Below are 24,668 nucleotides of genomic sequence, written 5' to 3' on the forward strand. Positions count from 1 at the left end.
CACCCGAAGCACCACCGCCGCCCTCAGGAGCCGCACCGCCATGGCCGAACACCCCGCCTACCCCGTAGGGCTTCGTCTCGCCGGCCGCCGCGTCGTCGTCATCGGCGGCGGCCAGGTCGCGCAGCGCCGCCTCCCCGCCCTCGTCGCGGCCGGCGCCGACGTGCTGCTGATCTCGCCCTCCGCCACCCCGTCCGTGGACGCCATGGCCGAGACCGGGGAGATCCGCTGGGAGCGCCGCCGGTACCAGGAGGGCGACCTCGCCGACGCCTGGTACGTCCTCATCGCCACCCAGAACCGTGACGTGAACGACCTGGTCTCCGCCGAGGCCGAGCGCAACCGGATCTGGGCCGTCCGTGCCGATGACGCCTCCGCCGCCACCGCCTGGACTCCGGCCACCGGCCGCAGCGAGGGCGTCACCATCGCCGTCCTCACCGGGAACGACCCGCGCCGCTCCGCGGCCGTCCGGGACGCGGTGGTCGAGGGCCTGCGGGACGGCTCGATCGGCGCGCCCGCGCAGCGCCGCGCCCACGTGCCCGGTGTCGCCCTCGTCGGCGGCGGGCCCGGCGACCCCGACCTGATCACCGTGCGCGGCCGCCGGCTGCTCGCCCAGGCCGACGTGGTCATCGCCGACCGGCTCGGTCCCCGCGACCTGCTCGACGAACTCCCGCCGCACGTCGAGGTCATCGACGCGGCGAAGATCCCGTACGGCCGGTACATGGCCCAGGAGGCCATCAACAACGCGCTCATCGAGCACGCCAAGGCCGGGAAGGCCGTCGTCCGGCTGAAGGGCGGGGACCCGTACGTCTTCGGCCGGGGGATGGAGGAGCTCCAGGCGCTGGCCGAGGAGGGGATCCCCTGCACCGTGGTCCCGGGCATCTCCAGCTCCATCTCGGTGCCCGGTGCCGTCGGCATCCCGGTCACCCACCGGGGCGTCGCCCACGAGTTCACCGTGGTCAGCGGGCACGTCGGGCCCGACGACCCGCGGTCCCTGGTCGACTGGGAGTCGCTCGCGAAGCTCACCGGCACGCTGGTGATCCTGATGGGCGTCGACAAGATCGGCCGGATCGCCGAGGCGCTGGTCCGGTACGGGCGTTCCGCCGACACCCCGGTCGCCGTCATCCAGGAGGGCACCACGGCCACCCAGCGCCGGGTGGACGCCACCCTGGCCACCGTCGGCGAGACCGTGTTGGCCGAGGAGGTCCGTCCGCCGGCCGTCATCGTCATCGGCGAAGTCGTGAACGTGCACCGGCCCGAGGGCACCGGCACCGCCGTCTGACCGGAATCCCACCGGCCGACCGTACCGGCGGCCGCCGAGCCGTTGGCACCACATCCAGGACAAGGCAGTATCACCCTGTGGCTGATCTCATCACCATCAAGGACCCCGACGACCCGCGCCTGCGCGACTACACGGGCCTGACCGACGTCGAACTCCGGCGCAAGCGCGAGCCCGTCGAGGGCCTGTTCATCGCCGAGGGCGAGAAGGTCATCAGACGGGCCAAGAGCGCCGGCTACGAGATGCGGTCCATGCTGCTGTCCTCGAAGTGGGTCGATGTCATGCGGGACGTCATCGACGAGCTTCCGGCCCCCGTGTACGCGGTCACCCCCGAACTCGCGGAGCGGGTCACCGGCTACCACGTGCACCGCGGGGCCCTGGCGTCCATGCAGCGCAAGCCGCTGCCCACGGCGCAGGAGCTGCTCGCCGGCGCCCGCCGCGTGGTCGTCATGGAAGCGGTCAACGACCACACCAACATCGGTGCCATCTTCCGCAGCGCCGCCGCGCTCGGCATGGACGCGGTACTGCTGTCGCCCGACTGCGCGGACCCGCTCTACCGGCGGTCCGTGAAGGTGTCGATGGGAGCGGTCTTCTCCGTTCCGTACGCCCGCCTGGAGACCTGGCCCAAGGGGCTGGACTCGGTCCGCGAGGCCGGGTTCAAGCTGCTGGCCCTGACGCCGCACGAGAAGGCCTCGCCGATCGACGAGGCGGCCCCGCAGAACCTGGAGAGGGTCGCGCTGATGCTCGGCGCCGAGGGCGACGGCCTCTCCACGCAGGCCCTGGTGGCCGCCGACGAATGGGTGCGCATCCCGATGGCGCACGGAGTGGACTCGCTGAACGTGGGCGCGGCGGCGGCCGTGGCCTTCTACGCGGTGGCCACCGGCTCTCCCAAGGGCTGACCGGCCGGGTCGACCGGCCGGTGCCGGCTCAGAACGAGAAGGCGCCGGAGCGCATCTTCGCGAAGTGGTTCATGACCCGGATCCCGGGCGCGGGTGCGGCACCGTCCGTGTAGGCCACGGCGGTGCCGAGGCCTTCGGCCAGGGTCCTCAGCTTCTGCAGCACCACCCGGTCGTCGACGAGCTCCTCGACCGGAACGCTCCGATGGGTCTCCTGCAGGACCTCGATGTGCTGGTCGAGGCGGCGGCCGGCGGCCTCCCGGTCGTTGTCGTACAGGTCGTCGAGCGCGCGGTACGTGACCTCGCTGGTCCGCAGTCCCACCGCGTGCACGATCACCGTCTCCTCGTCGAGCGAGGTCCCCTCGGCCAGCGCCAGCTCCCGGCTGCGGCTCTGCCTCGCGAGCGTGTCGGCGTACTGCACGGTGGCAGTGCCGAGCCCGTCCGACGGCTCCCGTCCCTCCGGGACCCGGACCTCCAGCACCACCCAGTACGTCTCGCCGAAGGCCAGGTCCGGGGCGAAGATCCGGATCCCCTTCTCCCCGGTGATCAGATCCGGCAGCACCTCGGTGCCGTACCGCTCCCGCGCGGTCCGGGCGGCCTCCGCGGCCTCCCGGAACACCCGGGTCCGTTCCCTCGGGTCGGACACCAGGTCGTGCCCGTACAGGTGCCACACCTCGACCTCGGGATCGACGTCGATCCTGAGCTGCACGTCGATGGCCGCCAGGTGGTCCCGCCGCTCCAGGTCCTCCAGCAGCCCGGTGCCGACGTCCTCGGGACGGGTCACGAACGCCGAGCTGCCGCCCGCCGTACCGGCGAGGGCCGACAGTTCGGTCATCCGGGCGTCCGCGCCGAAGCCGAAACAGGACAGGGTCAGGTCACCGCGGAGCCTCGCCGCGAGGTTCCTGCGGATCACCGTCCAGTTCCGCTCGCCCGAGGTCGGGTCGCCGTCCGAGAAGAGGTAGAGCCGGTTGACCGTACGGGCGGTGCTCGCCCGGCGGCCGATCTCCGCGATTCCGTACTGCACCCCGAGGTTGATGTCCGTGCCGCCGGAGGCCGTCATCCCGGACACGAGCTGTGCGAAGCGCACTTCCGGCAGATCGGCCTTGCGCGTGGCGGGGAGCAGCGTGGCCACGTCGGTGGCGAAGGTGACGATGCCCAGGCAGTCGGTGGGGCGCAGGCGCCGGTAGATCTGCTGGAGCGCGGACTTCACGGTGTCGAGCTTGGAGCCCGCCATGGAGTAACTGGTGTCGACGACGAAGACGAGGTTGACCGGCAGCGGCTCCTGGGGCGGGGCTTCCTTCGTGGGGCCGGCAGCCGCCTTCAGGGCGATCTCGACGAAGTGGGTGGTCGCCTCGCGGGCCTTCGAGTCACCGGGTACGGCCGCGATGCCGTGGCTGACGGAGACGGCCTCCCCGGCGGGCGGCCCGGGCACCTGGTCGGTGCGGGAGGCGACGAAGTCGTCGAAGCGGATCTGGTCCTGCCCGATGAGCACGCCGTTCTCGATCAGTTCGGTGATCCCGAGCTGCGACCGGGTGCCGTAGGCGGTGCTGCGGCGGATGAAGAGCCCGTCGTGGGGGAGGGGTTGGCCGGGATCCCGGCCGGGGCCGGTGCCCGTGGGCGGGACCGAGGCACGGCGGGTGATGCTGCGGGCGCTCTGGTACACGAGGCCGGTGTTGGCTTGGCCGCCCCAGACGTAAGCGTCGTAGCTCCTGTCCTCCCCGGAGTCGGACGACCCACGGCGAGCGGGGCGTGGGCTCGTCGGCAGGTCCCGGCCACCCGAGTCATTGCGCAGGAAGTCGGGTACATCGAGGTCGTCGTCCCCCGACGAGGCAGGCCCGGTCGACTCCCGGGCACGGTCGTACCTTGGCTGAGGCGCGGATTGCGCGGGAGGCCGCTGTGGATATCCGAGCGGAGGTTCCGACTCCAGGTCCTCCAGTCGCTGCACCTTCTCCAGCACCCGCTCGCGGTGCTCGCGCTGCCGCCTCATACGGTCCTCGTGCTCCAGCTGCTCCATGCGCTCCGGTGCTCGCCTGAGCTCCTGGGCGTCCGCTTCTCCGGGCCGAGGTGCCCCGCGTCGCGGCTCCGGATGCCGTACCCGTCCCGTGGAGTGGATGACCGCCCCGCGCTCCAGCCAGCGCCGGACCGGGCTCCGGTGGGGGAGGTCGGGGCCTGCCACCCTGCGCCACAGCCGGTCCCGGACCGGGCTCCGGCCGCCGGTGTCGGTGGCGAAGGCCTCCTTGTGGATCACCACCGTGGCCCCGGGATCGAGGGGGACGGCGCCGAGTTCCCGGTCGACGAAACGCTCGTACGTCGCCAGGTCGTGCACGGCCTCGCCCCTGTAGGGCGCCAGGTGCAAGGCGTAGCGCCGACAGGCCTTCTCGCGACTGGCCAGCCGGAGCGGGTCGACCGGGGCGAAGGGGTCCGAGAGCAGCAGCACCGGCCGGCCCCCCGTCCAGTCGTCTCGGTCGGGCCAGGTAGCCTCGGCCCCCTCGTCGCAGAGCCGCAGCGTGGCACCGAGCGCGAGGAGGCCTTCGAGGAGGTCCTGGTCCCGCTCCATCAGCCGCTCCCGGAGCGCCCCACCGTCGAGGGAGGGCCGGACGAGCACCGCGGCGCCGGGGTACCGGTCGAGTAAGCCGTCGACCTCCTGCGGATCGTGGACCGCCCTCCTCGGCAGGCGCAGCCCCCGCTTCCGCGCCCGGTGGCGGATCTCGGCCTCCGCTTCCGGGAATGCCGGGGTGTCCCCCGATGCCGATCGCGGCAGGTAGAGCAGGGCCTGGAAGCCGCTCGGGCCGTCCCAGAAATCGTCCGTCATGCGCGTTTCCTCCGGTATCGGTGAGTCAGTGGGACGCGGCACGACCCTGCCGCGCCGGCAGGGGGCAGCGTGCGTCCAGTTGCGTGCCGGTCCGCACGCCGACCTCGAACATGCCCTCCGCCCGCAGGTGCCCCAGCCACACGTCCAGGTCCTCGTCCAGCCCTTCGGACGCCCTGGCGAGCTCCACCGCCTGGCCGAGGGCGGCGGGCTCCTGGGAGACGAGCAGGATCCTGATCTTCAGTGCGATCCCGTGCGGATTGCGCGGCTCCAGCCGCAGGGCCTCCGCCACGTATCCCGATGCGGTCGGGGTGTTGCCCCTGGCCAGCGCGATCCTGGCCATCCAGTACCAGTACTCCTCGGAACCCCGGTCCGTCCCGGGCGCTTCCAGAGCGCGTTCGGCCTGGTCCGGCTCGCCGGCCGAGACCAGCCGGGCCACACGCGGGAAGGTCCGCTCCTCCACGGCCCCCTGGCGCGCCGGGCGCATGAACCGCACCGCCACCACCAGGGCCGCCAGCAGGAAGAGCAGCAGCGCTCCGACCATCACCATGAAGTTCAGCGCACCCGCGCCGTCGGCGAGCGTGGCGAAGATGCCCAGGACCGCGATGGCGAAGGTGAAGGTGATCACTGCCGCGAACAGGCCCGTGGCCTGCGCGGGCGTGAGCGTCCGGAACATCTTCGTGCGGATGAGGTTCCGGATGAAGTCCCGGTAGATCATGAACAGGACGCCGAGGGCCACGCCCCCGAACCCGGCGATGGCGCCGAGTATCTGAAAGTCCAACATGCCACGGACTGTAGGACCTTGGGCCATGGCGACGCAGGGATACCGCCGGAGATTCCTGCCCGGAGGGGACCCCCTAGGGGGTGTCTCGCCGATCACGCCGGGCTCGCGGCGTGATCGACAAGACACCCCCTAGAACTGCTGCGCCGCCGCGATGCCCAGAGCCACGATCAGCGTGACCACCACGAACACGATGAGCCGCTGGCGCAGCAGCCGCCGGTCGGGCCCGGCCGGCCGCCGGCCGCCCGTGGTGCTCCGCGGGGCGGGCCGCCCGTTGGTCCGGGGGCCGGTACGAGGTCCCGTGCGCGCGGTGTCCCGGCCCCCGCCGGGCCGTGCCTGGCCGCCGTCCCGGGACGGGTTGCGGGTGCCGCTCGGTGTGCCGCCCGTCGGCCGCGGGGCCGGGGTGCCCGCCGGGCGGCGTTCCGTGCGCTGTTCGGCGTACTGCTCCGCCAGCCGCCCCGAGGGCCGCTCGGCCCGTTCCGGGCGGTCCGTCCGGGGGCGGCGGTCGGGGATCCGGCCGTCGGTCAGGCCCTGCGCCTCGCGCGCCGCGATCTCCTTCAGCCGCATGGACAGCTGGAGGGTGCTCGGCCGCTCCTCCGGGTCCTTGGCCAGGCAGGCCCGGATCAGCGGGGCGAGCGCGTCCGGGACCCCGTGCAGCTGCGGCTCCTCGTGCACCACGCGGTACAGCATCACCTCGGAACTGCCGTGCCCGAAGGGGGAGTCGGCGGTCGCCGCGTAGGCGAGGGTGGCGCCCAGCGCGAACACGTCGGTGGCCGGGGTGACCGCGGCGCCGCGCACCTGCTCGGGGGCGAGGAACCCGGGTGAGCCGACGGCCGTCCCCACGTGCGTGAGGGTGCTCGCGCCGGTCGCCCAGGCGATGCCGAAGTCGATGATCCGCGGGCCCTTGGGGGACAGCAGGATGTTCGAGGGCTTGAGGTCACGGTGGACCACCCCGGCCTCGTGCACGGCGACCAGGCCCTCGGAGAGCGCGGCACCCACGGCGGCGATCTGCGCCGCGGTCAGCGGGCCGTCCTCCGCCACCCGGTCGTGCAGCGAGGGGCCGGGCACGTACTGGGTGGCGAACCAGGGGCGCTCGGCTTCCAGATCGGCGGCCACCAGGCGGGCCGTGCACCCGCCGCGGATCCGCCGGGCGGCGGACACCTCGCGGGCGAACCGGGACCGGAACTCCTGGTCCTCGGCCAGATCGGGCCGGATCACCTTCAGCGCGACCCGCTGGCCGCGCCGGTCCGAACCCAGGTAGACCACACCCATCCCGCCGGCGCCGAGCCGTCGGTGCAGCCTGAACGAGCCGACGACACGCGGGTCCTCGCGCCGGAGCCGCATCATCGCCATGTCCACCCCGCTGACTGACCGGTCGTCCTGTTGACGTGGCACAGCTTACGGACCATCCGCCACGTGCGCTCAGAGGCCGCGCCCTCGTCGGGAGATTCGATTGTCAGTGCGGTGTACGACACTTGAGGGGTGTTCAGAACTCGTCGGCCGGGACGGCTCCCGTCCCGGCCGCGCGGTCAAGAGTCCATCGCGCAAGGGGGATTGACGACGAAGGGCGACAAGGTCGAGATCGTCGTGGACGCGGGTGACACGACACGGACGTACGAGGTGGCGGCGACCAGGGCGGGACGCCGGGTGGAGACGGCGGTCCGCCGCGGCGTGGTGGAAGTGAGCGAAGTCACTCGGTCGGGGCGCCCGGTGCGCACGGCCCGTTTCATGGCCAACCGGGTGGTCGCACTGGTGGAGCAGCCCCTTCCCGGGGGTCCCCTGGGGGATGACCCCCAGGAAGGGTGAGGGATCTACACCCAGGGGAGTACGCGGGTGGTGCACCCGTCATACTCCTGGATGCCCGCCAAAGGGTACGAAGGCATGAGGCCCCGGCGGCTCAGCGCTCCTAGGGTTGAAGTCAAGCGGTGGGCGGACAACTCGTCCCCCGAGGTCAAGCGCCCACCGCTGCAGACGACAGGGAGAGGACGATGTCCGACACCGCACGGCAGGGACGCAAGGCTTTCGCCTTCCATGCGCACCAGTCCGCGTCCGGTACGCGCCACCCGCTGGTGGCCGCGGCCATGGTCCTCCCTCTGGCCACCCTGCTCGTCTTCCTCTTCGGGGGCTGGGAGCAGGTGGTGACACAGGCGTCGTCCGTGGGCGCGTTGCTGGGGCGCTGAGCGGCGCCCCGGGTCCGGGAGAGCGGCCCGGGCCGGGACACGGCCCATACCCCGTGGGGACGGGGGTGCGGCGGACGGCTGAGAAAGGGTGCCGCCCGTACGACTGGGGAGTCGTACGGGCGGCACCCTTGCCTTTTCCCCGCCCCGGTACGATCCCGGGGGCGGCCGGCGCCCGCACGAACCCCCGGGGGACCACATGACCGAGCCGCGCGGCGAGCCGCTCAGCGGGCCGCTCGCCGCGGCCCTGGCCGGTGCCGCGCTCGACGTCACCGGGGGCGGTGCCGGGCAGCCGTACACCGTCCTCGCCGATCGGGACGACGGCATGGTCGTGCGGCGCGGGGGCGTCGTGGCGAAGGCCCACGCGGCCGACAGCGATCTGGCCGGGCTGGCGGCCCGGCTGCGTACGGCCGCGGCCCCCGAGCTCGCCGGCGTACTGCTGGCCCCGCTGCTGCCCTCGCTCCGGGAGGTCCGGGGCCGGGCCGTGACTCTCTGGCCGTACGGCGTCCCGGTCGACCCGGAGCGCCCCGGGGACGCTCCCTGGGAGGACGCGGCCCGGCTGCTCGCGGCGCTGCACCGAACGGAGCTGGACCGGTTGCCGGGGCCGGTCCCGCCGATGCGCGGGCCCGCGAAGGTGGCCCGGGCGCTCCACCGCATGGCCGAGGCCACCGCCCGGGAGACCGGAGCCGCCACCGCACCGCCTGCTGCCGGGGCCGTGGCGGGGGACGGGCCGGCCGCGGCGGCCGCCGCCGTGCTCGCCGCCGCCCGGACCGTGCCGCGCTGGGCCACCGGGGCCGCGCCCGCGCCCCCCTCCCGGGTGCTGTGCCACGGGGACCTGCACCTCGGCCAGCTGGTCCGGCCGGCCGGAGGCACCGGCTGGCGCCTCATCGACGTGGACGACCTCGGTGTCGGCCTGCCCGCCTGGGACCTGGCCCGGCCCGCCGCCTGGTACGCCGCCGGACTGCTCGCTCCCGAGGTGTGGCTGACCTTCCTCGACGCCTACCGGGCCGCCGGAGGCCCCGCCGCGGGCCCGCCCGGCACCGACCCGTGGCCGGAACTGGACCTGGCCGCCCGGGCCTTGACCGTCCAGACCGCAGCGCTGGCCGTGGCCAAGGCCTGCGCCGAGCACCGCCGACTCGACGACGTGGAGCGGGCGATGACCGATTCTTGTGGCCGAATAGCGACAATCCCACATGAGTTGGAGGAGGGTGCTCCGTCGTAAGGTGGGCGGCACGCCCCCGGCATTGCCTGCCGGAGGCACGTCCGACCGGCGAGGAGTGAGCCGATCATGCAGTGTCCGAAGTGTCACGCGATGATGCATACCTACAACCGCAGCGGTGTCCAGATCGAGCAGTGCAGCGGCTGCCGGGGCATCTTCCTGGACTACGGCGAGCTGGAGGCCCTGACCCGCCTCGAATCCCAGTACGGCCAGGTCCCGCCGCCGCCCGCGCCGCCGGCCTACCCGGCGCAGCACGCCGCGCCCGCGCCCGCCTGGGGCGCCCCGCACCACGGCCACCACGGTCACGGCCACAACCGCGGCTTCGGACGGATGCTGTTCTCCTCCTGAGGGGTCACCTCACGCAGAAGCCCCGGCCGTCGAGACGGCCGGGGCTTCCGGGTGGTGCGCGATACTGGGATTGAACCAGTGACCTCTTCCGTGTCAGGGAAGCGCTCTCCCGCTGAGCTAATCGCGCGGGTCATGCCGCAGGCGGCACGGGTACTGCTCGTTACTGCGTGGTGCTGCGTGCGCGATACTGGGATTGAACCAGTGACCTCTTCCGTGTCAGGGAAGCGCTCTCCCGCTGAGCTAATCGCGCGGGGGATCCTGTGGATCCGGGATCCGAAGATCCAGTGGACGATACTGGGATTGAACCAGTGACCTCTTCCGTGTCAGGGAAGCGCTCTCCCGCTGAGCTAATCGTCCTTGGAGGTGGAGACGGGATTTGAACCCGTGTAGACGGCTTTGCAGGCCGTTGCCTCGCCTCTCGGCCACTCCACCAGGAGTGATTTCGGGGGTTCGGGAAGATCCCCCACATCGAGCGGACGACGAGATTCGAACTCGCGACCCTCACCTTGGCAAGGTGATGCTCTACCAACTGAGCCACGTCCGCATGTCGCCGTGTTGCCCGGGTTTTTTTCCTTCGCTCCCCGGCGACGTGTTGAACTCTAGCGGATTCCCGGGCCAGCTCAAAAACGCGTTTCCGCAGCGTGCTGCCGCTCGATCACCTCAGGTCACGCGATGGTCACCTCTCCGGCGCCTTCCGGCCACCGGTCATAGACTCACAGCCGTGCAAGACCTGCAGCCCATGGCCCGCTTCGGCGGGCTCGTCGCAACCGATCTCCGCGATGTCACCAGTGATGCCTCCGCCCTCGACTCCACCGGGTTCTGGGCGGTCTCGGCCGACTTCGAGGGGCGCCTGATCTGCGCCCGCTTCGGGGACATACGACCCGATCCCGTCCCGGCACCCGTGCCGGGCGCCTGGCGCGGCCCCGCGCCGGACCTGTGGACCTCCTCGCTGGACCGCGACGGGTACGTGGCCGGAGTCCGGCGGATCCGCGAGTACATCGCGGCGGGGGAGGTCTATCAGGCCAACCTGTGCCGGGTGATGTCCGCGCCGCTGACCGACCCGGCCGGGGCCGATGTGGACGCCCTCACCGCACTGCTCGCGCGCGGCAACCCCGCGCCCTACGCAGGAACGATTCGGCTCCCGGCCCACGGCGTGGAGATCGCCACCGCCTCCCCGGAGCTCTTCCTCCGCCGCTCCGGCCGGCACATCGAGTCCGGGCCCATCAAGGGCACCGGCCGCACCGCCGACGACCTGCTGGAGAAGGACCACGCCGAGAACGTGATGATCGTGGACCTGGTCCGCAACGATCTCGGCCGGGTCTGCACCACCGGCACCGTGACCGTGCCCGAGCTGTGCGCCATCGAGGAACACCCCGGCCTGGTCCACCTGGTCTCCCTGGTCAGCGGGGAACTCGCCGAGGGCGCGGGCTGGCCCGAGCTGCTCGCCGCCACCTTCCCGCCCGGCTCGGTCACCGGCGCCCCCAAGTCCTCCGCCCTGCGGATCATCGAGTCCCTGGAGACGGCGCCGCGCGGCCCGTACTGCGGCGGCATCGGCTGGGTGGACGCCGACCGCGGCACGGCCGAGCTCGCCGTGGGCATCCGCACCTTCTGGATCGACCGGCAGGCCCCCGGAGGGCCCCGGCTCCGCTTCGGCACCGGTGCCGGCATCACCTGGGGGTCCGACCCGGAGCGGGAGTGGGCGGAGACCGAGCTCAAGGCCGCCCGGCTGCTCGCTGTAGCGTCGGGTACGTACCAGGCGAGTGAAGGGACCGTACGGTGAGGATCTGGCTCGACGGTGAGCTGCGCGACGCGGACGGCGCACGGGTGTCCGTCTTCGACCACGGTCTGACGGTGGGCGACGGCGTCTTCGAGACGGTCAAGGCGCAGCACGGCACCGCTTTCGCGCTCACCCGCCACCTGGACCGGCTGACCCGGTCGGCGCGCGGGCTGGGGCTGCCCGAACCCGACCACGACGAGGTCCGGCGCGCCTGTGCCGCCGTCCTGGAAGCCAACCCGATGCCGCTGGGCCGGCTCCGCATCACCTACACGGGCGGGCTGTCCCCGCTCGGCTCGGACCGCGGCCAGGCCGGCCCCACCCTGGTCGTCGCGCTCGCCGAGACCGCCCGGCGGCCGGACGCCACCGCGGTGATCACCGTCCCCTGGGTGCGGAACGAACGCAGCGCCATCGCGGGCCTGAAGTCCACCTCGTACGCCGAGAACGTGGTCGCGCTGGCCGAGGCGCACCGGGCCGCGGCCTCCGAGGCGCTGTTCGCGAACACCCTCGGGCGGCTCTGCGAGGGCACCGGCTCGAACGTCTTCGTGGTCCTGGACGGTGAGCTGCACACCCCGCCGGTCTCCTCCGGCTGCCTGGACGGGATCACCCGCGCCCTGGTCGTCGAGTGGACCGGGGCCAAGGTGACCGACCTGCCCTTCGAGGCGCTGGAGCAGGCCGAGGAGATCTTCCTGACCTCCACCCTGCGCGACGTACAGGCCGTCCGGCGGATCGACGGGCGCGACCTGGCGGCGGCCCCGGGACCGGTCACGGCCAAGGCCGTACGGATCTTCGACGAGCGGTCCGGCGCCGACCTGGATCCGTAGGGAGATTGGCCGAGAGCGGCCCTCCGCGCGGCGACGCGGGCCGTAAACGGGCTGACGCGCGGCCCCGGGGTGGGTAGAACAATCCTGATGACCACCACCCTGCGGCCGAGCGGGCCGCTCCAGGAGAGCAGCGGGGGCGCGCGCTCGCGCCCGTACGAGGTCCGGGTCAACAGCAGGCGTGTCGGCGCGCTGCTGCTGGCCTCGGACACCCCCTTCGGCCCCACCGTCGGCGAGATCCGGGACCTGAGCATCGACGGCCCGGACCGGCGGCGCGGTCGCGGCACGGTCGCCGCCCTCGCCGCCGAGGAGGTGCTGCGCTCCTGGGGCTGCCGGCGGGTCCGGGTCGCGGTGCCGGCGGACTCGGTGGCCGGCCTGCGGATGGCGAGCGCCCTCGGCTACGCCGAGTACAGCCGGAACATGGCCAAGGACCTGCCGTCCGAGCCCCCCTCGCTGCCCGCGGGCGTGCGCGGGCGCCCGATGACCGAGGCCGAGTACGGGCCGTGGCTGGCACGGGCGATCGTGGCGTACGCCGAGGACTGGAGCAGCCGGGGCATGCCCGAGGAGGCGGCCCGGGCCAAGTCGGAGGCCGACCACACCGAGTCCCTGCCCCAGGGTCTCCGCACCCCCGGCGCGGACCTGGTGGTGCTGGAGGCGGACGGCGAGCCGGTCGGGCACCTGTGGGTGGCCAGGCCGGGTGGCGAGGCGTACGTGTACGACGTGGAGGTCGCGGCCGCCCACCGGGGCCGGGGACACGGCCGCAGCCTGATGCTCCTGGCCGAGCGCACCGCTCTGGCCACCGGCGGCCGCACCCTGGGCCTCCAGGTCTTCGAGGGCAACACCCCGGCACGCCGGCTCTACGAATCCCTCGGTTACACCCCCACCACCGTCAACTTCGCCAAGAACCTGATCTAGGCCCTCTCCCGGGCTCGCCGGCCATTCCGGGGCGTTACGGTCCGTCCGGACGCGGGGGGCGGGTCAGTTTCCGGCGAGCAGGCGGTCGGCGATCTCCTCGATGCGGGCGCGCAGACCGTCCTGGGACTTGCCGCCGTCCAGGCGCTCGCCGCCGATCACGTACGTCGGGGTGCCGGTCACGCCGATCGCCTTGCCCTCGGCCTGGTCCGCGTCCACGGTCAGGATGTGCCGGCCGTCGATCAGCGAGGTGTCGAACTCCTCGGCGTCGAGGGAGAGTTCACGGGCCACGTCGAGGAGCAGCGCCTCGCCCCGGTCACCCAGTTCCCCGGTGCGGGCCAGCACCGCCTCGGCGTACGCCCAGCCCTGGCCCTGCTCCACCGCTTCCTCGGCGGCCTGTGCGGCGGCGAAGGCGTACTTGTGCTTCTCCAGCGGGAAGTGGCGCAGCACGATCTCCAGCCGGTCCCCGTAGCGGGCGCGCAGGGCGCGTACGTCGTCGAGGGCGCGGTGGCAGTCCGGGCACTGGAGTTCGCACCAGAACTCGAGGACGACGGGGGTGGGGGAGGCGGCGGGAGCGGAGTGGGTCATGAGGACAGTCTCCCAGCCCGCAGGCGGCGCCGGGGACCGGGATCCGGCGCTCGGCCTGGCCGTGGACCCGCCCCGGGCCGGCCCGGACCAGGACCTGCGAAGGATCCGGGACCCGGAGTTCTCCCGGAGATCCGGCCCGGGACCGCCCGGCGCGTGGCCCGGGACGCCGTGCCCGGTGCAGGATGGATGACGGACGCATCACCCAGGGCTGGAGGACCGCATGCTTGCCGAGACCATATGTTCCGCGGTGTCCGCGGCGGGCCTGGGCTTCGCCGCGCTGACCGCGTACCGCAAGCGCTTCCTCGCCGCGACCCGCATCGCCGCGTACTCACTGGTCCCGTTGGGTCTGGTGATGACCGGGGTGGTGGAGTGGCTGACCGGGATCGTCTTCAACCCGACGGTGTGGATCGGCTTTGGCCTGCTCGGACTGGCCTGGCTGCTCCTGCTGACCACCCGGGCGGTGGAGCGCCGCGGCCTGGGCGAGGGCAAGGAGCAGGCGAAGATCAAGGCCGGCCGGGGGAAGAAGGCCGGGGGAGGGCAGGAGGCCGTCGCGCCGGGCGCCTCGGCACCCTCGCTGGGCCCGGGGGCCTCGCGGAAGCCTGCGGCGCCGCAGCGGTCCGCCGCCCCGGAGGACGACTTCTCCGACATCGAGGCGATTCTCAAGAAGCACGGGATCTAGCACGGGAGCCGCACGGGGCCGGTGCAGGACCCGGCGCGGCAGGGCAGTGATCGTAGGTGATCGGGAGTGTGGCCAGGTCGCAAGCCTTGCGGTCACGAAGCGCTGCAAAACGCCAACTCCCGTACAGCTGGTGGCGTGTTGAGGGGTGCGGGGTGGCGCTCTGCGCCATGATCGGCCCGACATGCTCGACACAACACAGAGCGAGCCGCCGGGACGGACGTCCGTCTCCGCGGCCGCCGAGGAACCGCGCGGCTGCCTGTTCGCGCTCTCCCAGCCGCCGCTGATGATCTTCCTGACCGTGATCGGCACCCTGCTGCTGCTCGCCGCCGTGCACGACCTCTTCCTGCTGTGACCGGCCGCCACCGGAAGGCGGATCCGTCCGGGGCTCCCGGCTGCCGGTGCCCTCCGGAGCTACTCCGCCGCTTCCTTGCGGCGGGCCCGGTACGCCGCCACGTGCAGCCGGTTCCCGCAGGTGCGGCTGTCGCAGTAGCGGCGGGAGCGGTTGCGGGAAAGGTCGACGAAGGCCCGCCGGCAGTCCGGCGCCTCGCAGCGGCGCAATCGTTCCTGCTCGCCCGAGACCACGATGAAGGCCAGGGCCATGCCACCGTCCGCGGCCAGGTGGTCCCCGACCGAGGCGCCCGGCGCGAAGTAGTGCACGTGCCAGTCGTAGCCGTCGTGGTTGGTCAGCTGCGGGGTGGTGCCGGCCGTCGCGACCAGTTCGTTGATCAGCGCCGAGGCGGCCCGCGCGGAGGGGGCGGCGAACACCTGTGCGAACTTGCCGCGCACGGTGCGCACCCCGGCGAGGTCGCGCGCGCCGAGCTCGCCGACATCGCTGATGGAGTACTCGACCACAAAGGCGCGCAGTGCCCCGATGTCCGTCAGCCCGTCCGGCTCGTCGCCCTCCGGGGCGGTGTTCACCAGGGCGACGACCACGTCGAGCGCCCGGCGGGTGTCGTGAGGAATCTGCACGTCGTCGACTCTAGCGCTTCGTACGGAAAGCGCACCGGCGCTGGTCCCGCGGATGGCTTCCGCGGGACCAGCGCCGGTGTTGCCGTGTGTGGTTGTCCGTCACGACACCGTCGCCCCGAGTCGGACGGTGTCGAGCGGTGGTCGGGCCGGCTCGGCTGAGTGGAGCGCCGTCAGCTTTCGGCCAGGATGTGGGAGAGCTCCTTGTCGAGGTCGAAGTGCCGGTGCTCGGTCCCGGGTGGGACCGCGGCGTCGGTCCGCTTGAGGAACGACTCGAGAGCTCGGGCGGGTGCTTCGAGCAGGGCTTCTCCCTCCGGTGAGCTCAGGGCGATGCAGACGACGCCCTGGCCGTGGCTGCGCGACGGCCAGACGCGGACGTCTCCGGTACCGGTGGGCCGGTGCAGGCCCTCGGCGAGGAGGTCGCGGGCGAAGACCCACTCGACCGTCTCCTCGGCGCCGGTGTGGAAGGTGGCGTGCACGGCGTAGGGATCGGCCGTGTCATACCGCAGGCCCGCGGGAACAGGCAGTGAGGACTCGCTCGACACAACGAGGCGCAGGTGCAGCTCGCAGCTGACCGTGGTGTTCATAAGCGCCAGGGCCTTTCGCTCAGTGTGCGCTCGGGGATTCGCACGTCGGCGAAATCGACATGCCACCTACGGTGCCGTTGTAAACCCCTCTGACCGTTTTGCGGACCTTCGGGTCCCTCGGACGGCGGATCCAAAGGGTCATTCACGTGTGCTTCCGGCTCGGGTAGATTCGGGACCATGAATACGGGGAGTGACCAGGAGAAGGTGGCGGAGACGCCCGAAACGGAGCAACCGCTCGGCTCGAGGGCGCCGGCCTTCATCCAGGCGCGCAGGAGCCTCCACCTCAGCTGGCAGGTCGGAGTCTTCATCGTCGGCCTGGCCGTCGTCGTCGCCGGCATCATCATGCTGCCGCTGCCCGGCCCCGGCTGGGTGGTCATCTTCGCCGGCATGGCGATCTGGGCGACCGAGTTCGTGTGGGCCCAGCTCGTCCTGCGCTGGACCAAGCGCAAGGTCACCGAGGCGGCCAAGAAGGCGCTCGACCCCAAGGTCCGCCGCCGCAACATCATCCTCACCACCATCGGCCTGGTGATCTGCGGAGCGCTGCTCGCCGTGTACCTGTCCAAGTACGGGTTGGCCATGCCCTGGGACATCAACGTCCGGTGATCTCCGGCAGCCCTCCGGGCCGCAGTCCCGCCTCGGTCCGGACGGTGGTCAAAGGCGCCGCTGACATGCGGTAATGTTTGCGGTGCGCCGGGGCGATTAGCTCAGTGGGAGAGCGCTTCGTTCACACCGAAGAGGTCACTGGTTCGAACCCAGTATCGCCCACCCGGACCAAGGCCCGGAGACTTCCCGAAGTCTCCGGGCCTTCGGCATTCCCGGGCCCGCCCCGGGGCCCGAGAGGGGCCCGAGAGGGGCCTGACCCGGGAAGGGCCCGGGGCCCGGCCTCCCGAGCCCCCCGGCCTCCCGAGCCCCCGGCCTCAGCCCAGCCGCCCCAGGGCGTCCCGGAGCCGCCGGGCGTCGCGCAGCCGCTTCTCGTACGTCGCCCCCACCGCCAGCAACAGCAGGCCCGCCAGGGCCGGCGGCAGCCAGCGCGGCAGCGCGTCGACCACCTGCACCACGTACGGCGTCAGCTCGTGCAGCGCGTCCAGCGCCAGCACCGCCCCGCCCAGCACCAGCGGCGCCTGCAGCCGGCGGTGTGCCCCCACCAGCGTCACGCCCAGCGCCCCCAGTCCCAGCAGCAGCGGCCGCAGCCAGTGCGGATCCCCCCAGGCCGCGACCAGACTCGGCAGCAGCGTCGCCGCAAGCCCCGGCCCGTACGCCGTCCACGACGGCGCCTCGGGGTCGCGCCGGCGGCGCAGCAGCCCCACCGCCAGCGCCGGCACCGTGACCGGCAGGGTGTACGCCTCAGGCACCGCCACCCCGGAGGCGGCCAGCCGCACCCAGGTGGCCGCCACGAACAGCGCCCCCGCCGCGTACCCGACCCGCCGCCGGTCCGCCCGTACCGCCGCGCCCGCACACACCACCCCGGCCAGCGCCAGCAGCAGCGCCAGCCACGCCGGGTCCCCGGCCGCCAGGACCACCGCGAGCAGTCCCGCCCCGGCCGCAGCCAACTCCACCGGCACCCGCGGCACCGGGCCCCCGGCCCGTCCCGGCGGGCGCACGGCCACCGCCGCGGGGACCGCCAGCACCAGCAGCCCCCAGCGGTGCACCGGGAGCTCCAGCAGCGCCCCCAGGGCCGCCAGGAGCGCCGTCGCGTACCCGACGGCCGCCACCGCCGAGCAGGCCCGCAGCCAGGCCGGAGCGGGCCCGTACGCCGCGCCCGCCGCGCAGGCCGCACCCAGCACGCCGAACACCGCGAAGGTCGCGGTCCGCCCGTCCAGCGCGGCCACCGACACGGCCACCGCACCCACGGCCGCGCAACAGGCGACGGCCGCCCCCGCCGCCCGCATCCCGGCCCGCCCGGTCCACCGCAGCGCCGCACCCAGCGCGGCGATCACCACGGCGACCTGCACCGCCGGCACCGCACCGGCCGGCAGCCCCGCCGCCACCGGGGCCGTGAACAGCCCGGCCCAGCCCAGCAGCACCGCCACCACACCCGGCTCCGGCCGGCGCAGCACCCGCCCCAGCCACCCGGCGGCGGCCGCCGCCGGCAGCAGGACCACCGGAACGGCCGCACCCGGCCACAGCGGCGACCCGGCCGGGGCCGACGCCTCCCACACCTCGTCCAGCACCCCGAGCGGGGCGCCCACTGCCGCCACCACCGCCGGCAGCACGAGCACCACCGGCAGCGCGGCCGCCGCGGCGCCCGCCGCCGCCAGACCCCGCCGGACCGGAGCCGGCCACCCGGCCGCCCGGACCGCCGCCGTCAGCGGCAGCGCCACCGCCAGGAACACCACCGGCAGCCACTCCGAGTCCAGCGGCGGCCGCAGCACACCCCCGACCGCGCCCACCGCGGCGAACCCGCCCGCGGCCGCGAGCCCGTACCCGGCCACCCGGCCCACCCCGCCCGCGGCCGACCCACCCGCGGCCCGCCAGGCCACCGCCAGGCAGCAGCCCGCCAGCGCCGCCAGCAGCGCACCCGGCGCCGCCGCGTCCAGGCCCGCCCGGGAACCCGCAGACTCGGCCAGCCCGGTCAGCAGCACACCCGTCCCGAGCACCGCGCCCGACACCCCCGCACACCACCGGGCGACCGCACCCGGCCGGGACCACAGCGCGAGCCCCGCGTCCAGGGCCGCGGTCAGCAGCAGCGCCCAGCCCGTCCCGGTCACCCCCGCCGCAGCGGCCAGGGCGGCCAGCGGCAGCGGCAGCTGCGCGGCGAACACCGCCGCCGGCAGCGGCGTCCGCAGCCCCGGCAGGACCAGCCCGTACGCCGCCCAGACCGCCGCCAGCACCGCCGCGGCCCCCGCCGCGTACGCCGTGCCGTCCGTCCCCGGCAGGCCGACCGCGTACACCGCGTACGCGTCGAGCACGGTCAGCACCATCGCCACCCCGCCCACCGATTCGGCGGTGGAGCGCAGGCCCCGGCGCAGCAGGACGGCGGGCGCGCCCAGCGCCGCCGCGGTCACCACGGCCAGCACCGTCGCCCGGCCGCCGATGCCCATCGAGCCCCAGCTCACCAGCGTGAACGCGAGCGCCGCCACCGCGAGGAGCACGGCACCCAGCGTCAGCAGCACGTTCTGCGCTCCCGGCGCGGACGCGTCCCGGCGCGGCCCGGGCGGCGCCCAGGGCTGCCCCGGAACGGCCGGAGCCGGCGGCGCGGCGGCCGACGGGGCCTGCAGCAGGCTCAGCAGCCAGGCCCGGCGACCCAGCAACCAGGTACGTCGGGCATCGAGTTGGGCCAGCTCACGGTCGATGAGCGCCAGCTCCTCGGCCGGCGGCAGCGGAATGTCCATGCTTCGCAGTGTGGTGCCGGTCACGCGCTCGGCACATGGGTACGGATACTCAGATGCATGGACTGGAGTCACTACCGCTTCCGTAGTGTCTGGGACCTGCCGGCGCCGCCCGGGCGGGTCTACGCCGTGCTGGAACGCCCGGCCGACTACCCGCTCTGGTGGCCCCAGGTCCGCCGGGTCGACCCCGACCCCGACGACGACCGGGCCGGATCGGCGGTGTTCCGCTCGTTCCTGCCGTACGAGCTGCACGTCACCGCCCGCGAACGGCGGGCCGATCCGGACCGCGGGGTGCTCGAGGTCGCGCTCCACGGAGACCTCGAGGGCTGGGTGCGCTGGACCCTGCGGCCGCTCGGCACCGGTGGCACCCGGGCCCTCTACGAGCAGGAGGTCGTCGTGCGGAAGCCGGTGCTGCGCCGGCTGGCGATTCCCGGGCGGCCGTTCTTCCGGTTCAACCACGCCCTGATGATGCGGGCGGGACGGCGCGGTCTGGCCGCCCGGCTGGAAGCGGTTTGAACGAACCCCCGCGGGATGTGTATTGTTCAGTCCGTTCCCGGGCGATTAGCTCAGCGGGAGAGCACTTCGTTCACACCGAAGGGGTCACTGGTTCGATCCCAGTATCGCCCACCGGGAGAAGCCGGTCCGTCTCAGACGGACCGGCTTTTTCGTGTGCTCACGAGGTGTGCGCCGGTGACCCGTGTGCTCACGCCGCCGTGGACATCTCCGGCCGGACCGGCCAGTGCGGATCCACGGCCTCCTCCGAGCCGTTGCGGGCGAACCACGCCTGCAGCCCGCGCGCCTGTGCCGCGTGCCACACCGCCTGCAGGGTGTGCAGCTCCGCCGGGCTCAGCCGCTCCAGACGCGCCGAGAAACGGCGGCCCACCGCACGGACCACCTCCAGCGAGGCCAGCGCGTCCGCCGCCGCGTCGTGCGCTTCCGACAGCTCTATGCCGTAGTGCGCACAGAGGTCGGTCAGGGTCCGGCGACCCTTGCGGTACCTGTCCAGGTGCTTGTCCAGCACCCGCGGATCCAGCACCGTCAGCGGCCGGTTGTCCAGGTACCGGGCCAGCGAGGAGGCCCGGTGCCGGCGCAACTCCCGGTCCAGCAGCGTCAGATCGAAAGGCGCGTTCATCACCACCACCGGGCGGCCTGCCACCTGCTGCTCCGCCAGGCAGCGGGCTATCTCCTCCATCACCGGAGACGGCCAGCGGCCGTTGCGCTGGAGGTGGTCGTCGGTCAGGCCGTGCACCTCGGTGGCGCCGGGCGGCACCGGGATCCCGGGATTGACCAGCCAGCGGGTCACCCGGGCCCGGCCGCCCGCGCACTCCTGGACGACGACGGCGGCGGACACGATGCGGTCCTGCTCGACGTCCACCCCGGTGGTCTCTGTGTCGAATGCGGCCAGCGGCCCCTCGTACCAGCGCGTCATGGCGAACTCCTCGTTCCCGAAGGGCAGGCGAGGCCTGCCCGCATCCGTGATACCCGGGAGGTTTGCCCCGTACGCCGTTTGCGGCGGGCCGGGTGCGGAGACAACACCCTTGGGGGACCGTACAGGTGAACGGGCGTCAGGACCCGGCGGCATCGGCGCCGGTCACGCCAGTCGCATCGGTCACGTCGGTCACATCGATCACGTCGGTCAAGACAGTCACGTCGGTCCGGACAGTCACCTCGGTCCGGACATTCAGGTCGGTCAAGCCGGCCGAGCCGTTCGCCCCGGTCGGGCGAGTCAAGCCGTTCGAGCCTGGAGGCCTGGGGGAGCCATGGCGCTCGCGCATCCCGAGCCGGGCGAGGTACTGCGCGGCAGCCTCGCCACCACCGCCTGCATGGAGACCCTGCAGGTGGCGTATCTGCACGCCGTGGCGGCGGCGGCCGGGTGCTCGCTCTCCCAGCCGTTCCCCGACAACGGCATCGACTGGCACGTCAGCCACGGCGCGCCCGCACACACGGTCGACGACGAGGTCACCATCAAGGTGCAGCTGAAGGCCACCTACCAGACCCCCGCCCGGCCGCCCGGGCCGACCTTCCCCTTCACCCTCGACAACGAGCACCTGGTCAAGCTGGCCAGGACACCGGTCGCGGTCCACAAGATCCTCGTGGTGATGCTCGTACCCCGGGACCGCGCGGACTGGCTGCACGCCGGGCACGACCGGCTCGACCTGCGGCACTGCTGCTACTGGACCAACCTCGCCGGCCACCCGGTGACCGGCCGGCACCGCACCACCGTCCGGATCCCCACCGCGAGGATCTTCGACGACCGGGCGCTCTGCGAGATCATGACCCGGGTCGGGTCGGGAGGGACACCCTGATGCACTGGTACCCGCAGGACCCGGCACGGCACCCGGCGCGGCTCACGGCCGCGCACCCCGCTCTGCCCCCGGCGCCGGACGCGGCACCCGGTCCCGCGCCGGACCCGGCCCGGGTCGACCCGGCGGTGCTCACCGCGCTGCTGCGCCGGCACGGCTGGCAGCGGCGCGGCGGCGCACCCGGCCGGTACGGGCGCTGGACCCCGCCGGACGGGCGCGGCGGCACCAGCGTCCTGGTCCCGGAGAGCCGCGCCTTCCCGGACTGCGCCGACCTGCTGGAGGAGACCCTGGCGGCCCTCACCCGCAGCGGGCTCACATCGGCCCGGGAGGTGCTCTACGGGCTGACGGTGCCCAGCGACGAGGTCCGCTGGGTCCGCGAGGCCGGACCCGAGGAAGAGGCGTCCTGGCCCGCCCAGGAGCGACTCCGTTCGGCGGCACGGCAGTTGCTGCTGGCCGGCGCCCTCGCGGACCGGGCCAGGGCGGGCTACTACGGCGCGCGCTGGCGCGGCCAGGCCGAACGGGCGCTGGACGAGGTGCTCGTCGGACCGGTGCCGGGCGGGCGGCGGCTGACGGCGTACGTCCCGGTGGACGGCGGCCGCGGCACGGTGACCCGGCTGCACCACGCCCTGCACGCGGCCCGGGAGGCGGTCGACTACCGGCGGGCCACCGGCGGCATGGAGGCGTTCGACGCCGCCGTCGCGGCGGGGGTCAGCCGGGAGCTCGCCGAAGCGCTGATCGCCCTGGTGCACGGGAGCGAGGGCGCGACGGTGGCGCTGGCCTGGGCGCCCGCGGCCGGCGTCCCGGCGGGCTGCGCCGCCCGCCCCGAGCCGGTGGACTTCTCCCCGGGCGACCTGCCCGCGCTCCGCGAGGCCGCCGCCCGCTACACCCGGGACGAGCCGGCCGTCCCGGTGCGGCTGGCGGGAGCGGTGGTTCGGATGCGGCGCTCCGCCCCGGGCGGCGGGGGCACGGTCCGGCTCAGGGTGCTGTCCGGCGCGGAGATCCCGTACGTCCGGGCCGCGCTCGACGAGGCGGCGTACCGGGTGGCCGGCCACGCCCACCTGGCGGGCGTGCCGATCAGGGTCAGCGGCCGACTGGAACGGCGGGGCGGCTTCCGCCGGCTCACGGAGGTCTCCGACGTCGCCCCGGTCCCGCTGGACGGCGTCGACCGGGACCGGCTGCGCAAGTCGCTGGAGGACGACCTCACGGACCCGGGCCCCGCGTTCCCCGACGACTGACCGGGGCGGCGGGCGGAAGGAATGACCGGGCCGGGAGCGAAGAGGGTCTCAGGCGGCGGGCGTCGCCCGGAGGGCGGCCACCAGGGCGGCGGGCGAGTCGGCCGAGGTGTACACCACCGAGGCCTCGACGACACCGGCCCGGCCCAGGTCGAGGCGGACCGGAGGGTCCAGCCGGACCGCCACGTCGAGGGAGCCCTCCAGCGAGCAGGCCACCGCGTCCGGCTCGCCCGGAACCGGGCGCGGGCCGCGGCCCGGGACGGTCCGGACCACCGGCGCGGCGGAACGCACCGACCCGCGCGGCAGGCTCACCTCCCCGAGGAAGCCGGTCCGCAGGACGACCCGGTCGGGGTGCACCTCGTGCGGGTGCCGCACCACCGCGGCCACCAGGCCCAGCCCGGCCAGCACCAGCAGCAGTTCCAGCACGGCGTGCACCGGCCGCACCGCCGGCGGCAGCATCGAGGACATCAGGAAGGCCACCACGACCTCGGTGCCCGCCAGGACCAGCACCAGCTGCCGGGTCCCCGCCGAGTGCCGCAGCACGGTCCCGGAACTGGTGACGGCCCCGGTCCCGGTGACGGCCCCGGTCCCGGGCCGTCCGGGCCCGGCGCGCCGGGCGGCCACCGCCAGCAGCGAGCGCGCCCATATGCGGCCGATCCCGGCCTTCGTCGGCCTGGCCGTCACCGTTCCCGCTGTGTGCTCCGTCGCCGTCACCGGCCGCCCCCCTGGGTCCGTTCCTTTCCCTCAGGGTCGGGCCGGGACGGCCGCGCGGACAGTGACAGATGTCATCGATCCGGGTGGGACGCGTACAGATCGCGCAGCAGGGCGATCTCCGCCCCGTGGTGCAGCACCTCCTGGTTCACCCACCAGACGATCTCCAGGAACAGGTCCTCCGCGTCGCTGCCGTACGGGTACCGGCTGTACCCGACCGTGTCCAGCGCCGCGTCGTCCACCCGGAGCAGGGTGCTCCGCCAGGCCGTGGCCGCCTTCGCGTACGAGGCCACCGCGGACTCGGCGTCGCCCGCCGGGTCGAACTCCTCCCGGACCAGCGAACGGGTGCCGTCCGTGTGGTCCGACCGCAGCGCGAGCATCTCCGTCAGGTGGCTCAGCCGCCACGCGAGCGTGGTGAACGGCGGCGGCACCGGGTGCGGGGCGGGCGCCGTGTCCCGGCCCCACCGGCCGTCCGGGCGGCGGCGTACCGACCAGCAGCCGGGTACCGGCTCCCGGAAGTACTCGGCGTCGGTCATCGGAGCGTTCCCGATCTCCTGGCCGTTCCCGCTGTCCCGCACCGGGCCCGCCATCCGGTCCAGCAGCCGGGCGCTCGCATGCTCGTACTGCGCCAGCAGCGGCACCAGCCGGGCCGGAGTCGGCGGCCGGGTGAACGAGGCCAGGCGTACACCCGGTTCCGGCTCGACGTCGGCCCCGCGACCGAAACCCAGGCCCCCGTACAGGGCGAGGGCCGGGGTGTTCGCCGCGCCCGTGGTGACCGAGACAGGCCGCCCCGCCGGCACCTCGGCCAGCAGGCTCCCCAGCAGGCCCGCGCCGATGCCCTGGCGGAACCGGCCGGGGTCCACGCACAGCCGGTCGATCACCGTGCCGCCGTCCGTGTCCTCCGCCCAGGCGACGAACCCGGCGAGCTCCCCTCCGGGGGTGTGCGCCCCGAGCCAGCGCAGCGGCCGGGCGCGCAGCTCCGCGAGCCCCTCGCGCAGGGCGGGGATCCCGTCGTAGCCGATCAGGCGTGCCTCCACGGCGTAGGAAGCCTGGCCGACGGCATGGACGGCCTTCGCCACCGTGTCGTCGGAGAGGTCCAGCGGGCGGACGGTGGTGATGCGCACGGGTGGCGCCCCCTTTGCTGCTCGGTGGATCTGGCGCGCGGCGGACGGGGTCCGCCGTGAACGCAGGACAGGGCCACTCTCGCCGCGATCGCGCCCCACCGGTAACCATTTAGCGGACGCCCCTCCCCGCTCGGTACGA

Annotated in this window: 26 protein-coding genes, 7 tRNA genes and 1 pseudogene; 17 read left to right on the forward strand and 17 right to left on the reverse strand. The window is 73.9% G+C overall.

The window, feature by feature from the left end:
• Positions 1–40 precede the first annotated feature (40 nt).
• Both cobA and ACGFQ9_RS30145 read left to right on the forward strand, forming a co-directional pair.
• Positions 41–1,276: a uroporphyrinogen-III C-methyltransferase gene (gene cobA / locus ACGFQ9_RS30140; RefSeq protein WP_393578127.1), complete on the forward strand. Its 1,236-nt coding sequence runs from the start codon at positions 41–43 to the stop codon at positions 1,274–1,276.
• Positions 1,277–1,353: 77 nt separating this feature from the next.
• On the forward strand, positions 1,354–2,172 hold the full coding sequence (locus tag ACGFQ9_RS30145; RefSeq protein ID WP_393578129.1) for a TrmH family RNA methyltransferase: 819 nt from the start codon (positions 1,354–1,356) through the stop codon (positions 2,170–2,172).
• A 28-nt stretch (positions 2,173–2,200) separates the two neighbouring features.
• Here the strand turns inward: ACGFQ9_RS30145 and ACGFQ9_RS30150 are convergent, their stop codons facing one another.
• From ACGFQ9_RS30150 to ACGFQ9_RS30160, 3 genes are all read right to left on the reverse strand, one after another.
• Positions 2,201–4,981 carry a VWA domain-containing protein gene (locus ACGFQ9_RS30150; protein WP_393578130.1) on the reverse strand — a complete coding sequence of 927 codons (2,781 nt, stop codon included), beginning with the start codon at positions 4,979–4,981 and terminating at the stop codon, positions 2,201–2,203.
• A 25-nt stretch (positions 4,982–5,006) separates the two neighbouring features.
• The gene (locus tag ACGFQ9_RS30155; RefSeq protein ID WP_393578132.1) at positions 5,007–5,762 is read right to left on the reverse strand and encodes a hypothetical protein; all 756 of its coding nucleotides are present in this window, start codon (positions 5,760–5,762) and stop codon (positions 5,007–5,009) included.
• Between the two features lie 129 nt (positions 5,763–5,891).
• On the reverse strand, positions 5,892–7,112 hold the full coding sequence (locus ACGFQ9_RS30160) for a protein kinase (RefSeq protein WP_393578198.1): 1,221 nt from the start codon (positions 7,110–7,112) through the stop codon (positions 5,892–5,894).
• Between the two features lie 201 nt (positions 7,113–7,313).
• On the opposite strand from ACGFQ9_RS30160, the gene ACGFQ9_RS30165 reads away from it, so the two are divergent.
• The 4 genes from ACGFQ9_RS30165 (at position 7,314) to ACGFQ9_RS30180 (ending at position 9,503) form a co-directional block, all read left to right on the forward strand.
• Positions 7,314–7,565, forward strand: a complete 252-nt coding sequence (locus ACGFQ9_RS30165; protein WP_393578133.1) for a hypothetical protein — start codon at positions 7,314–7,316, stop codon at positions 7,563–7,565.
• 182 nt (positions 7,566–7,747) lie between these two features.
• Positions 7,748–7,939, forward strand: coding sequence for a hypothetical protein (locus ACGFQ9_RS30170; RefSeq protein ID WP_393578135.1), 192 nt, complete (start codon positions 7,748–7,750; stop codon positions 7,937–7,939).
• Between the two features lie 196 nt (positions 7,940–8,135).
• On the forward strand, positions 8,136–9,158 hold the full coding sequence (locus tag ACGFQ9_RS30175) for a phosphotransferase (RefSeq protein WP_393578137.1): 1,023 nt from the start codon (positions 8,136–8,138) through the stop codon (positions 9,156–9,158).
• Positions 9,159–9,224: 66 nt separating this feature from the next.
• The gene (locus ACGFQ9_RS30180; RefSeq protein WP_393578138.1) at positions 9,225–9,503 is read left to right on the forward strand and encodes a zf-TFIIB domain-containing protein; all 279 of its coding nucleotides are present in this window, start codon (positions 9,225–9,227) and stop codon (positions 9,501–9,503) included.
• A gap of 52 nt (positions 9,504–9,555) precedes the next feature.
• On the opposite strand, the gene ACGFQ9_RS30185 is transcribed toward ACGFQ9_RS30180, so the two are convergent.
• The 5 genes from ACGFQ9_RS30185 to ACGFQ9_RS30205 form a co-directional block, all read right to left on the reverse strand.
• Positions 9,556–9,630: transfer RNA gene (locus ACGFQ9_RS30185), tRNA-Val, on the reverse strand.
• A 51-nt stretch (positions 9,631–9,681) separates the two neighbouring features.
• Positions 9,682–9,753 (reverse strand) — tRNA-Val (locus ACGFQ9_RS30190).
• Positions 9,754–9,788: 35 nt separating this feature from the next.
• A tRNA-Val gene (locus ACGFQ9_RS30195) sits at positions 9,789–9,860 on the reverse strand.
• 1 nt (position 9,861) lies between these two features.
• Positions 9,862–9,935: transfer RNA gene (locus ACGFQ9_RS30200), tRNA-Cys, on the reverse strand.
• Between the two features lie 39 nt (positions 9,936–9,974).
• Positions 9,975–10,047 (reverse strand) — tRNA-Gly (locus ACGFQ9_RS30205).
• Between the two features lie 177 nt (positions 10,048–10,224).
• Between ACGFQ9_RS30205 and ACGFQ9_RS30210 the strand changes: the two genes are divergently transcribed.
• The 3 genes from ACGFQ9_RS30210 to ACGFQ9_RS30220 all read left to right on the forward strand — a co-directional run bounded on the left by ACGFQ9_RS30210 (position 10,225) and on the right by ACGFQ9_RS30220 (position 13,013).
• Positions 10,225–11,283, forward strand: coding sequence for a chorismate-binding protein (locus ACGFQ9_RS30210; RefSeq protein ID WP_393578140.1), 1,059 nt, complete (start codon positions 10,225–10,227; stop codon positions 11,281–11,283).
• A complete protein-coding gene (locus ACGFQ9_RS30215) occupies positions 11,280–12,101 on the forward strand; it encodes an aminotransferase class IV (RefSeq protein ID WP_393578141.1) in 822 nt (273 codons plus the stop codon). The genes ACGFQ9_RS30210 and ACGFQ9_RS30215 overlap by 4 nt, the downstream gene beginning before the upstream one ends.
• Before the next feature lie 87 nt (positions 12,102–12,188).
• The gene (locus ACGFQ9_RS30220; RefSeq protein WP_393578143.1) at positions 12,189–13,013 is read left to right on the forward strand and encodes a GNAT family N-acetyltransferase; all 825 of its coding nucleotides are present in this window, start codon (positions 12,189–12,191) and stop codon (positions 13,011–13,013) included.
• A gap of 63 nt (positions 13,014–13,076) precedes the next feature.
• Here the strand turns inward: ACGFQ9_RS30220 and ACGFQ9_RS30225 are convergent, their stop codons facing one another.
• On the reverse strand, positions 13,077–13,598 hold the full coding sequence (locus ACGFQ9_RS30225; protein WP_393578144.1) for a DsbA family protein: 522 nt from the start codon (positions 13,596–13,598) through the stop codon (positions 13,077–13,079).
• A 220-nt stretch (positions 13,599–13,818) separates the two neighbouring features.
• Between ACGFQ9_RS30225 and ACGFQ9_RS30230 the strand changes: the two genes are divergently transcribed.
• Together ACGFQ9_RS30230 and ACGFQ9_RS30235 are read left to right on the forward strand one after the other, a co-directional pair.
• Positions 13,819–14,277, forward strand: coding sequence for a hypothetical protein (locus ACGFQ9_RS30230; protein ID WP_393578146.1), 459 nt, complete (start codon positions 13,819–13,821; stop codon positions 14,275–14,277).
• A gap of 181 nt (positions 14,278–14,458) precedes the next feature.
• On the forward strand, positions 14,459–14,629 hold the full coding sequence (locus ACGFQ9_RS30235) for a hypothetical protein (RefSeq protein ID WP_393578147.1): 171 nt from the start codon (positions 14,459–14,461) through the stop codon (positions 14,627–14,629).
• 59 nt (positions 14,630–14,688) lie between these two features.
• Here ACGFQ9_RS30235 and ACGFQ9_RS30240 read toward each other — a convergent pair whose 3' ends face one another.
• Positions 14,689–15,246: a CGNR zinc finger domain-containing protein gene (locus tag ACGFQ9_RS30240; RefSeq protein WP_393578148.1), complete on the reverse strand. Its 558-nt coding sequence runs from the start codon at positions 15,244–15,246 to the stop codon at positions 14,689–14,691.
• A 170-nt stretch (positions 15,247–15,416) separates the two neighbouring features.
• Positions 15,417–15,830 carry an SsgA family sporulation/cell division regulator gene (locus ACGFQ9_RS30245; RefSeq protein ID WP_030011909.1) on the reverse strand — a complete coding sequence of 138 codons (414 nt, stop codon included), beginning with the start codon at positions 15,828–15,830 and terminating at the stop codon, positions 15,417–15,419.
• A 177-nt stretch (positions 15,831–16,007) separates the two neighbouring features.
• Here ACGFQ9_RS30245 and ACGFQ9_RS30250 point away from each other — a divergent pair, with 177 nt between their 5' ends.
• Together ACGFQ9_RS30250 and ACGFQ9_RS30255 are read left to right on the forward strand one after the other, a co-directional pair.
• Complete coding sequence (locus ACGFQ9_RS30250) at positions 16,008–16,433, forward strand: TIGR02611 family protein (RefSeq protein ID WP_393578150.1); 426 nt, start codon at positions 16,008–16,010, stop codon at positions 16,431–16,433.
• A 90-nt stretch (positions 16,434–16,523) separates the two neighbouring features.
• Positions 16,524–16,595, forward strand: a tRNA-Val gene (locus ACGFQ9_RS30255).
• Positions 16,596–16,747: 152 nt separating this feature from the next.
• Here the strand turns inward: ACGFQ9_RS30255 and ACGFQ9_RS30260 are convergent.
• Positions 16,748–19,162, reverse strand: coding sequence for an SCO7613 C-terminal domain-containing membrane protein (locus ACGFQ9_RS30260; protein ID WP_393578151.1), 2,415 nt, complete (start codon positions 19,160–19,162; stop codon positions 16,748–16,750).
• Between the two features lie 57 nt (positions 19,163–19,219).
• Here ACGFQ9_RS30260 and ACGFQ9_RS30265 point away from each other — a divergent pair, with 57 nt between their 5' ends.
• Together ACGFQ9_RS30265 and ACGFQ9_RS30270 are read left to right on the forward strand one after the other, a co-directional pair.
• Positions 19,220–19,675, forward strand: a complete 456-nt coding sequence (locus ACGFQ9_RS30265; RefSeq protein WP_393578153.1) for an SRPBCC family protein — start codon at positions 19,220–19,222, stop codon at positions 19,673–19,675.
• A 39-nt stretch (positions 19,676–19,714) separates the two neighbouring features.
• Positions 19,715–19,786 (forward strand) — tRNA-Val (locus tag ACGFQ9_RS30270).
• A gap of 76 nt (positions 19,787–19,862) precedes the next feature.
• Here the strand turns inward: ACGFQ9_RS30270 and ACGFQ9_RS30275 are convergent.
• Entirely contained in the window at positions 19,863–20,588 is a 726-nt protein-coding gene (locus tag ACGFQ9_RS30275) for a 3'-5' exonuclease (protein ID WP_393578154.1), read from the reverse strand.
• A 136-nt stretch (positions 20,589–20,724) separates the two neighbouring features.
• Positions 20,725–20,889, reverse strand: a complete 165-nt coding sequence (locus ACGFQ9_RS30280; RefSeq protein ID WP_393578155.1) for a hypothetical protein — start codon at positions 20,887–20,889, stop codon at positions 20,725–20,727.
• Between the two features lie 30 nt (positions 20,890–20,919).
• Here ACGFQ9_RS30280 and ACGFQ9_RS30285 point away from each other — a divergent pair, with 30 nt between their 5' ends.
• Positions 20,920–21,465, forward strand: coding sequence for a DUF4365 domain-containing protein (locus tag ACGFQ9_RS30285; RefSeq protein WP_393578156.1), 546 nt, complete (start codon positions 20,920–20,922; stop codon positions 21,463–21,465).
• Positions 21,465–22,697 (forward strand): hypothetical protein, encoded by a 1,233-nt coding sequence (locus ACGFQ9_RS30290; RefSeq protein ID WP_393578158.1) that lies wholly within the window; start codon positions 21,465–21,467, stop codon positions 22,695–22,697. Before ACGFQ9_RS30285 ends, ACGFQ9_RS30290 begins: the two co-directional genes overlap by 1 nt.
• Positions 22,698–22,745: 48 nt before the next feature.
• Here the strand turns inward: ACGFQ9_RS30290 and ACGFQ9_RS30295 are convergent, their stop codons facing one another.
• The 3 genes and pseudogenes from ACGFQ9_RS30295 to ACGFQ9_RS30305 form a co-directional block, all read right to left on the reverse strand.
• Positions 22,746–23,378 carry a hypothetical protein gene (locus tag ACGFQ9_RS30295; protein WP_393578159.1) on the reverse strand — a complete coding sequence of 211 codons (633 nt, stop codon included), beginning with the start codon at positions 23,376–23,378 and terminating at the stop codon, positions 22,746–22,748.
• Positions 23,379–23,479: 101 nt separating this feature from the next.
• Positions 23,480–24,085, reverse strand: coding sequence for a DinB family protein (locus ACGFQ9_RS30300; RefSeq protein WP_393578200.1), 606 nt, complete (start codon positions 24,083–24,085; stop codon positions 23,480–23,482).
• Positions 24,086–24,136: 51 nt separating this feature from the next.
• Positions 24,137–24,628, reverse strand: a pseudogene (locus ACGFQ9_RS30305) (GNAT family N-acetyltransferase); the annotation flags it as partial.
• Positions 24,629–24,668 lie beyond the last annotated feature (40 nt).

This window comes from Streptomyces sp. NPDC048603 (genome assembly GCF_043199475.1).
GTDB lineage: Bacteria > Actinomycetota > Actinomycetes > Streptomycetales > Streptomycetaceae > Streptomyces.

Coding starts and splice junctions, on each gene's coding strand:
- ACGFQ9_RS30225 (WP_393578144.1), bottom strand. CDS start 13,598: ATGACCCACTCCGCTCCCGCCGCCTCCCCCACCCCCGTCGTCCTCGAG.
- ACGFQ9_RS30235 (WP_393578147.1), top strand. CDS start 14,459: ATGCTCGACACAACACAGAGCGAGCCGCCGGGACGGACGTCCGTCTCC.
- ACGFQ9_RS30245 (WP_030011909.1), bottom strand. CDS start 15,830: ATGAACACCACGGTCAGCTGCGAGCTGCACCTGCGCCTCGTTGTGTCG.
- ACGFQ9_RS30290 (WP_393578158.1), top strand. CDS start 21,465: ATGCACTGGTACCCGCAGGACCCGGCACGGCACCCGGCGCGGCTCACG.
- ACGFQ9_RS30150 (WP_393578130.1), bottom strand. CDS start 4,981: ATGACGGACGATTTCTGGGACGGCCCGAGCGGCTTCCAGGCCCTGCTC.
- ACGFQ9_RS30250 (WP_393578150.1), top strand. CDS start 16,008: ATGAATACGGGGAGTGACCAGGAGAAGGTGGCGGAGACGCCCGAAACG.
- ACGFQ9_RS30180 (WP_393578138.1), top strand. CDS start 9,225: ATGCAGTGTCCGAAGTGTCACGCGATGATGCATACCTACAACCGCAGC.
- ACGFQ9_RS30220 (WP_393578143.1), top strand. CDS start 12,189: ATGACCACCACCCTGCGGCCGAGCGGGCCGCTCCAGGAGAGCAGCGGG.
- ACGFQ9_RS30160 (WP_393578198.1), bottom strand. CDS start 7,112: ATGGCGATGATGCGGCTCCGGCGCGAGGACCCGCGTGTCGTCGGCTCG.
- cobA (WP_393578127.1), top strand. CDS start 41: ATGGCCGAACACCCCGCCTACCCCGTAGGGCTTCGTCTCGCCGGCCGC.
- ACGFQ9_RS30275 (WP_393578154.1), bottom strand. CDS start 20,588: ATGACGCGCTGGTACGAGGGGCCGCTGGCCGCATTCGACACAGAGACC.
- ACGFQ9_RS30230 (WP_393578146.1), top strand. CDS start 13,819: ATGCTTGCCGAGACCATATGTTCCGCGGTGTCCGCGGCGGGCCTGGGC.
- ACGFQ9_RS30170 (WP_393578135.1), top strand. CDS start 7,748: ATGTCCGACACCGCACGGCAGGGACGCAAGGCTTTCGCCTTCCATGCG.
- ACGFQ9_RS30260 (WP_393578151.1), bottom strand. CDS start 19,162: ATGGACATTCCGCTGCCGCCGGCCGAGGAGCTGGCGCTCATCGACCGT.
- ACGFQ9_RS30155 (WP_393578132.1), bottom strand. CDS start 5,762: ATGTTGGACTTTCAGATACTCGGCGCCATCGCCGGGTTCGGGGGCGTG.
- ACGFQ9_RS30265 (WP_393578153.1), top strand. CDS start 19,220: ATGGACTGGAGTCACTACCGCTTCCGTAGTGTCTGGGACCTGCCGGCG.
- ACGFQ9_RS30285 (WP_393578156.1), top strand. CDS start 20,920: ATGGCGCTCGCGCATCCCGAGCCGGGCGAGGTACTGCGCGGCAGCCTC.
- ACGFQ9_RS30175 (WP_393578137.1), top strand. CDS start 8,136: ATGACCGAGCCGCGCGGCGAGCCGCTCAGCGGGCCGCTCGCCGCGGCC.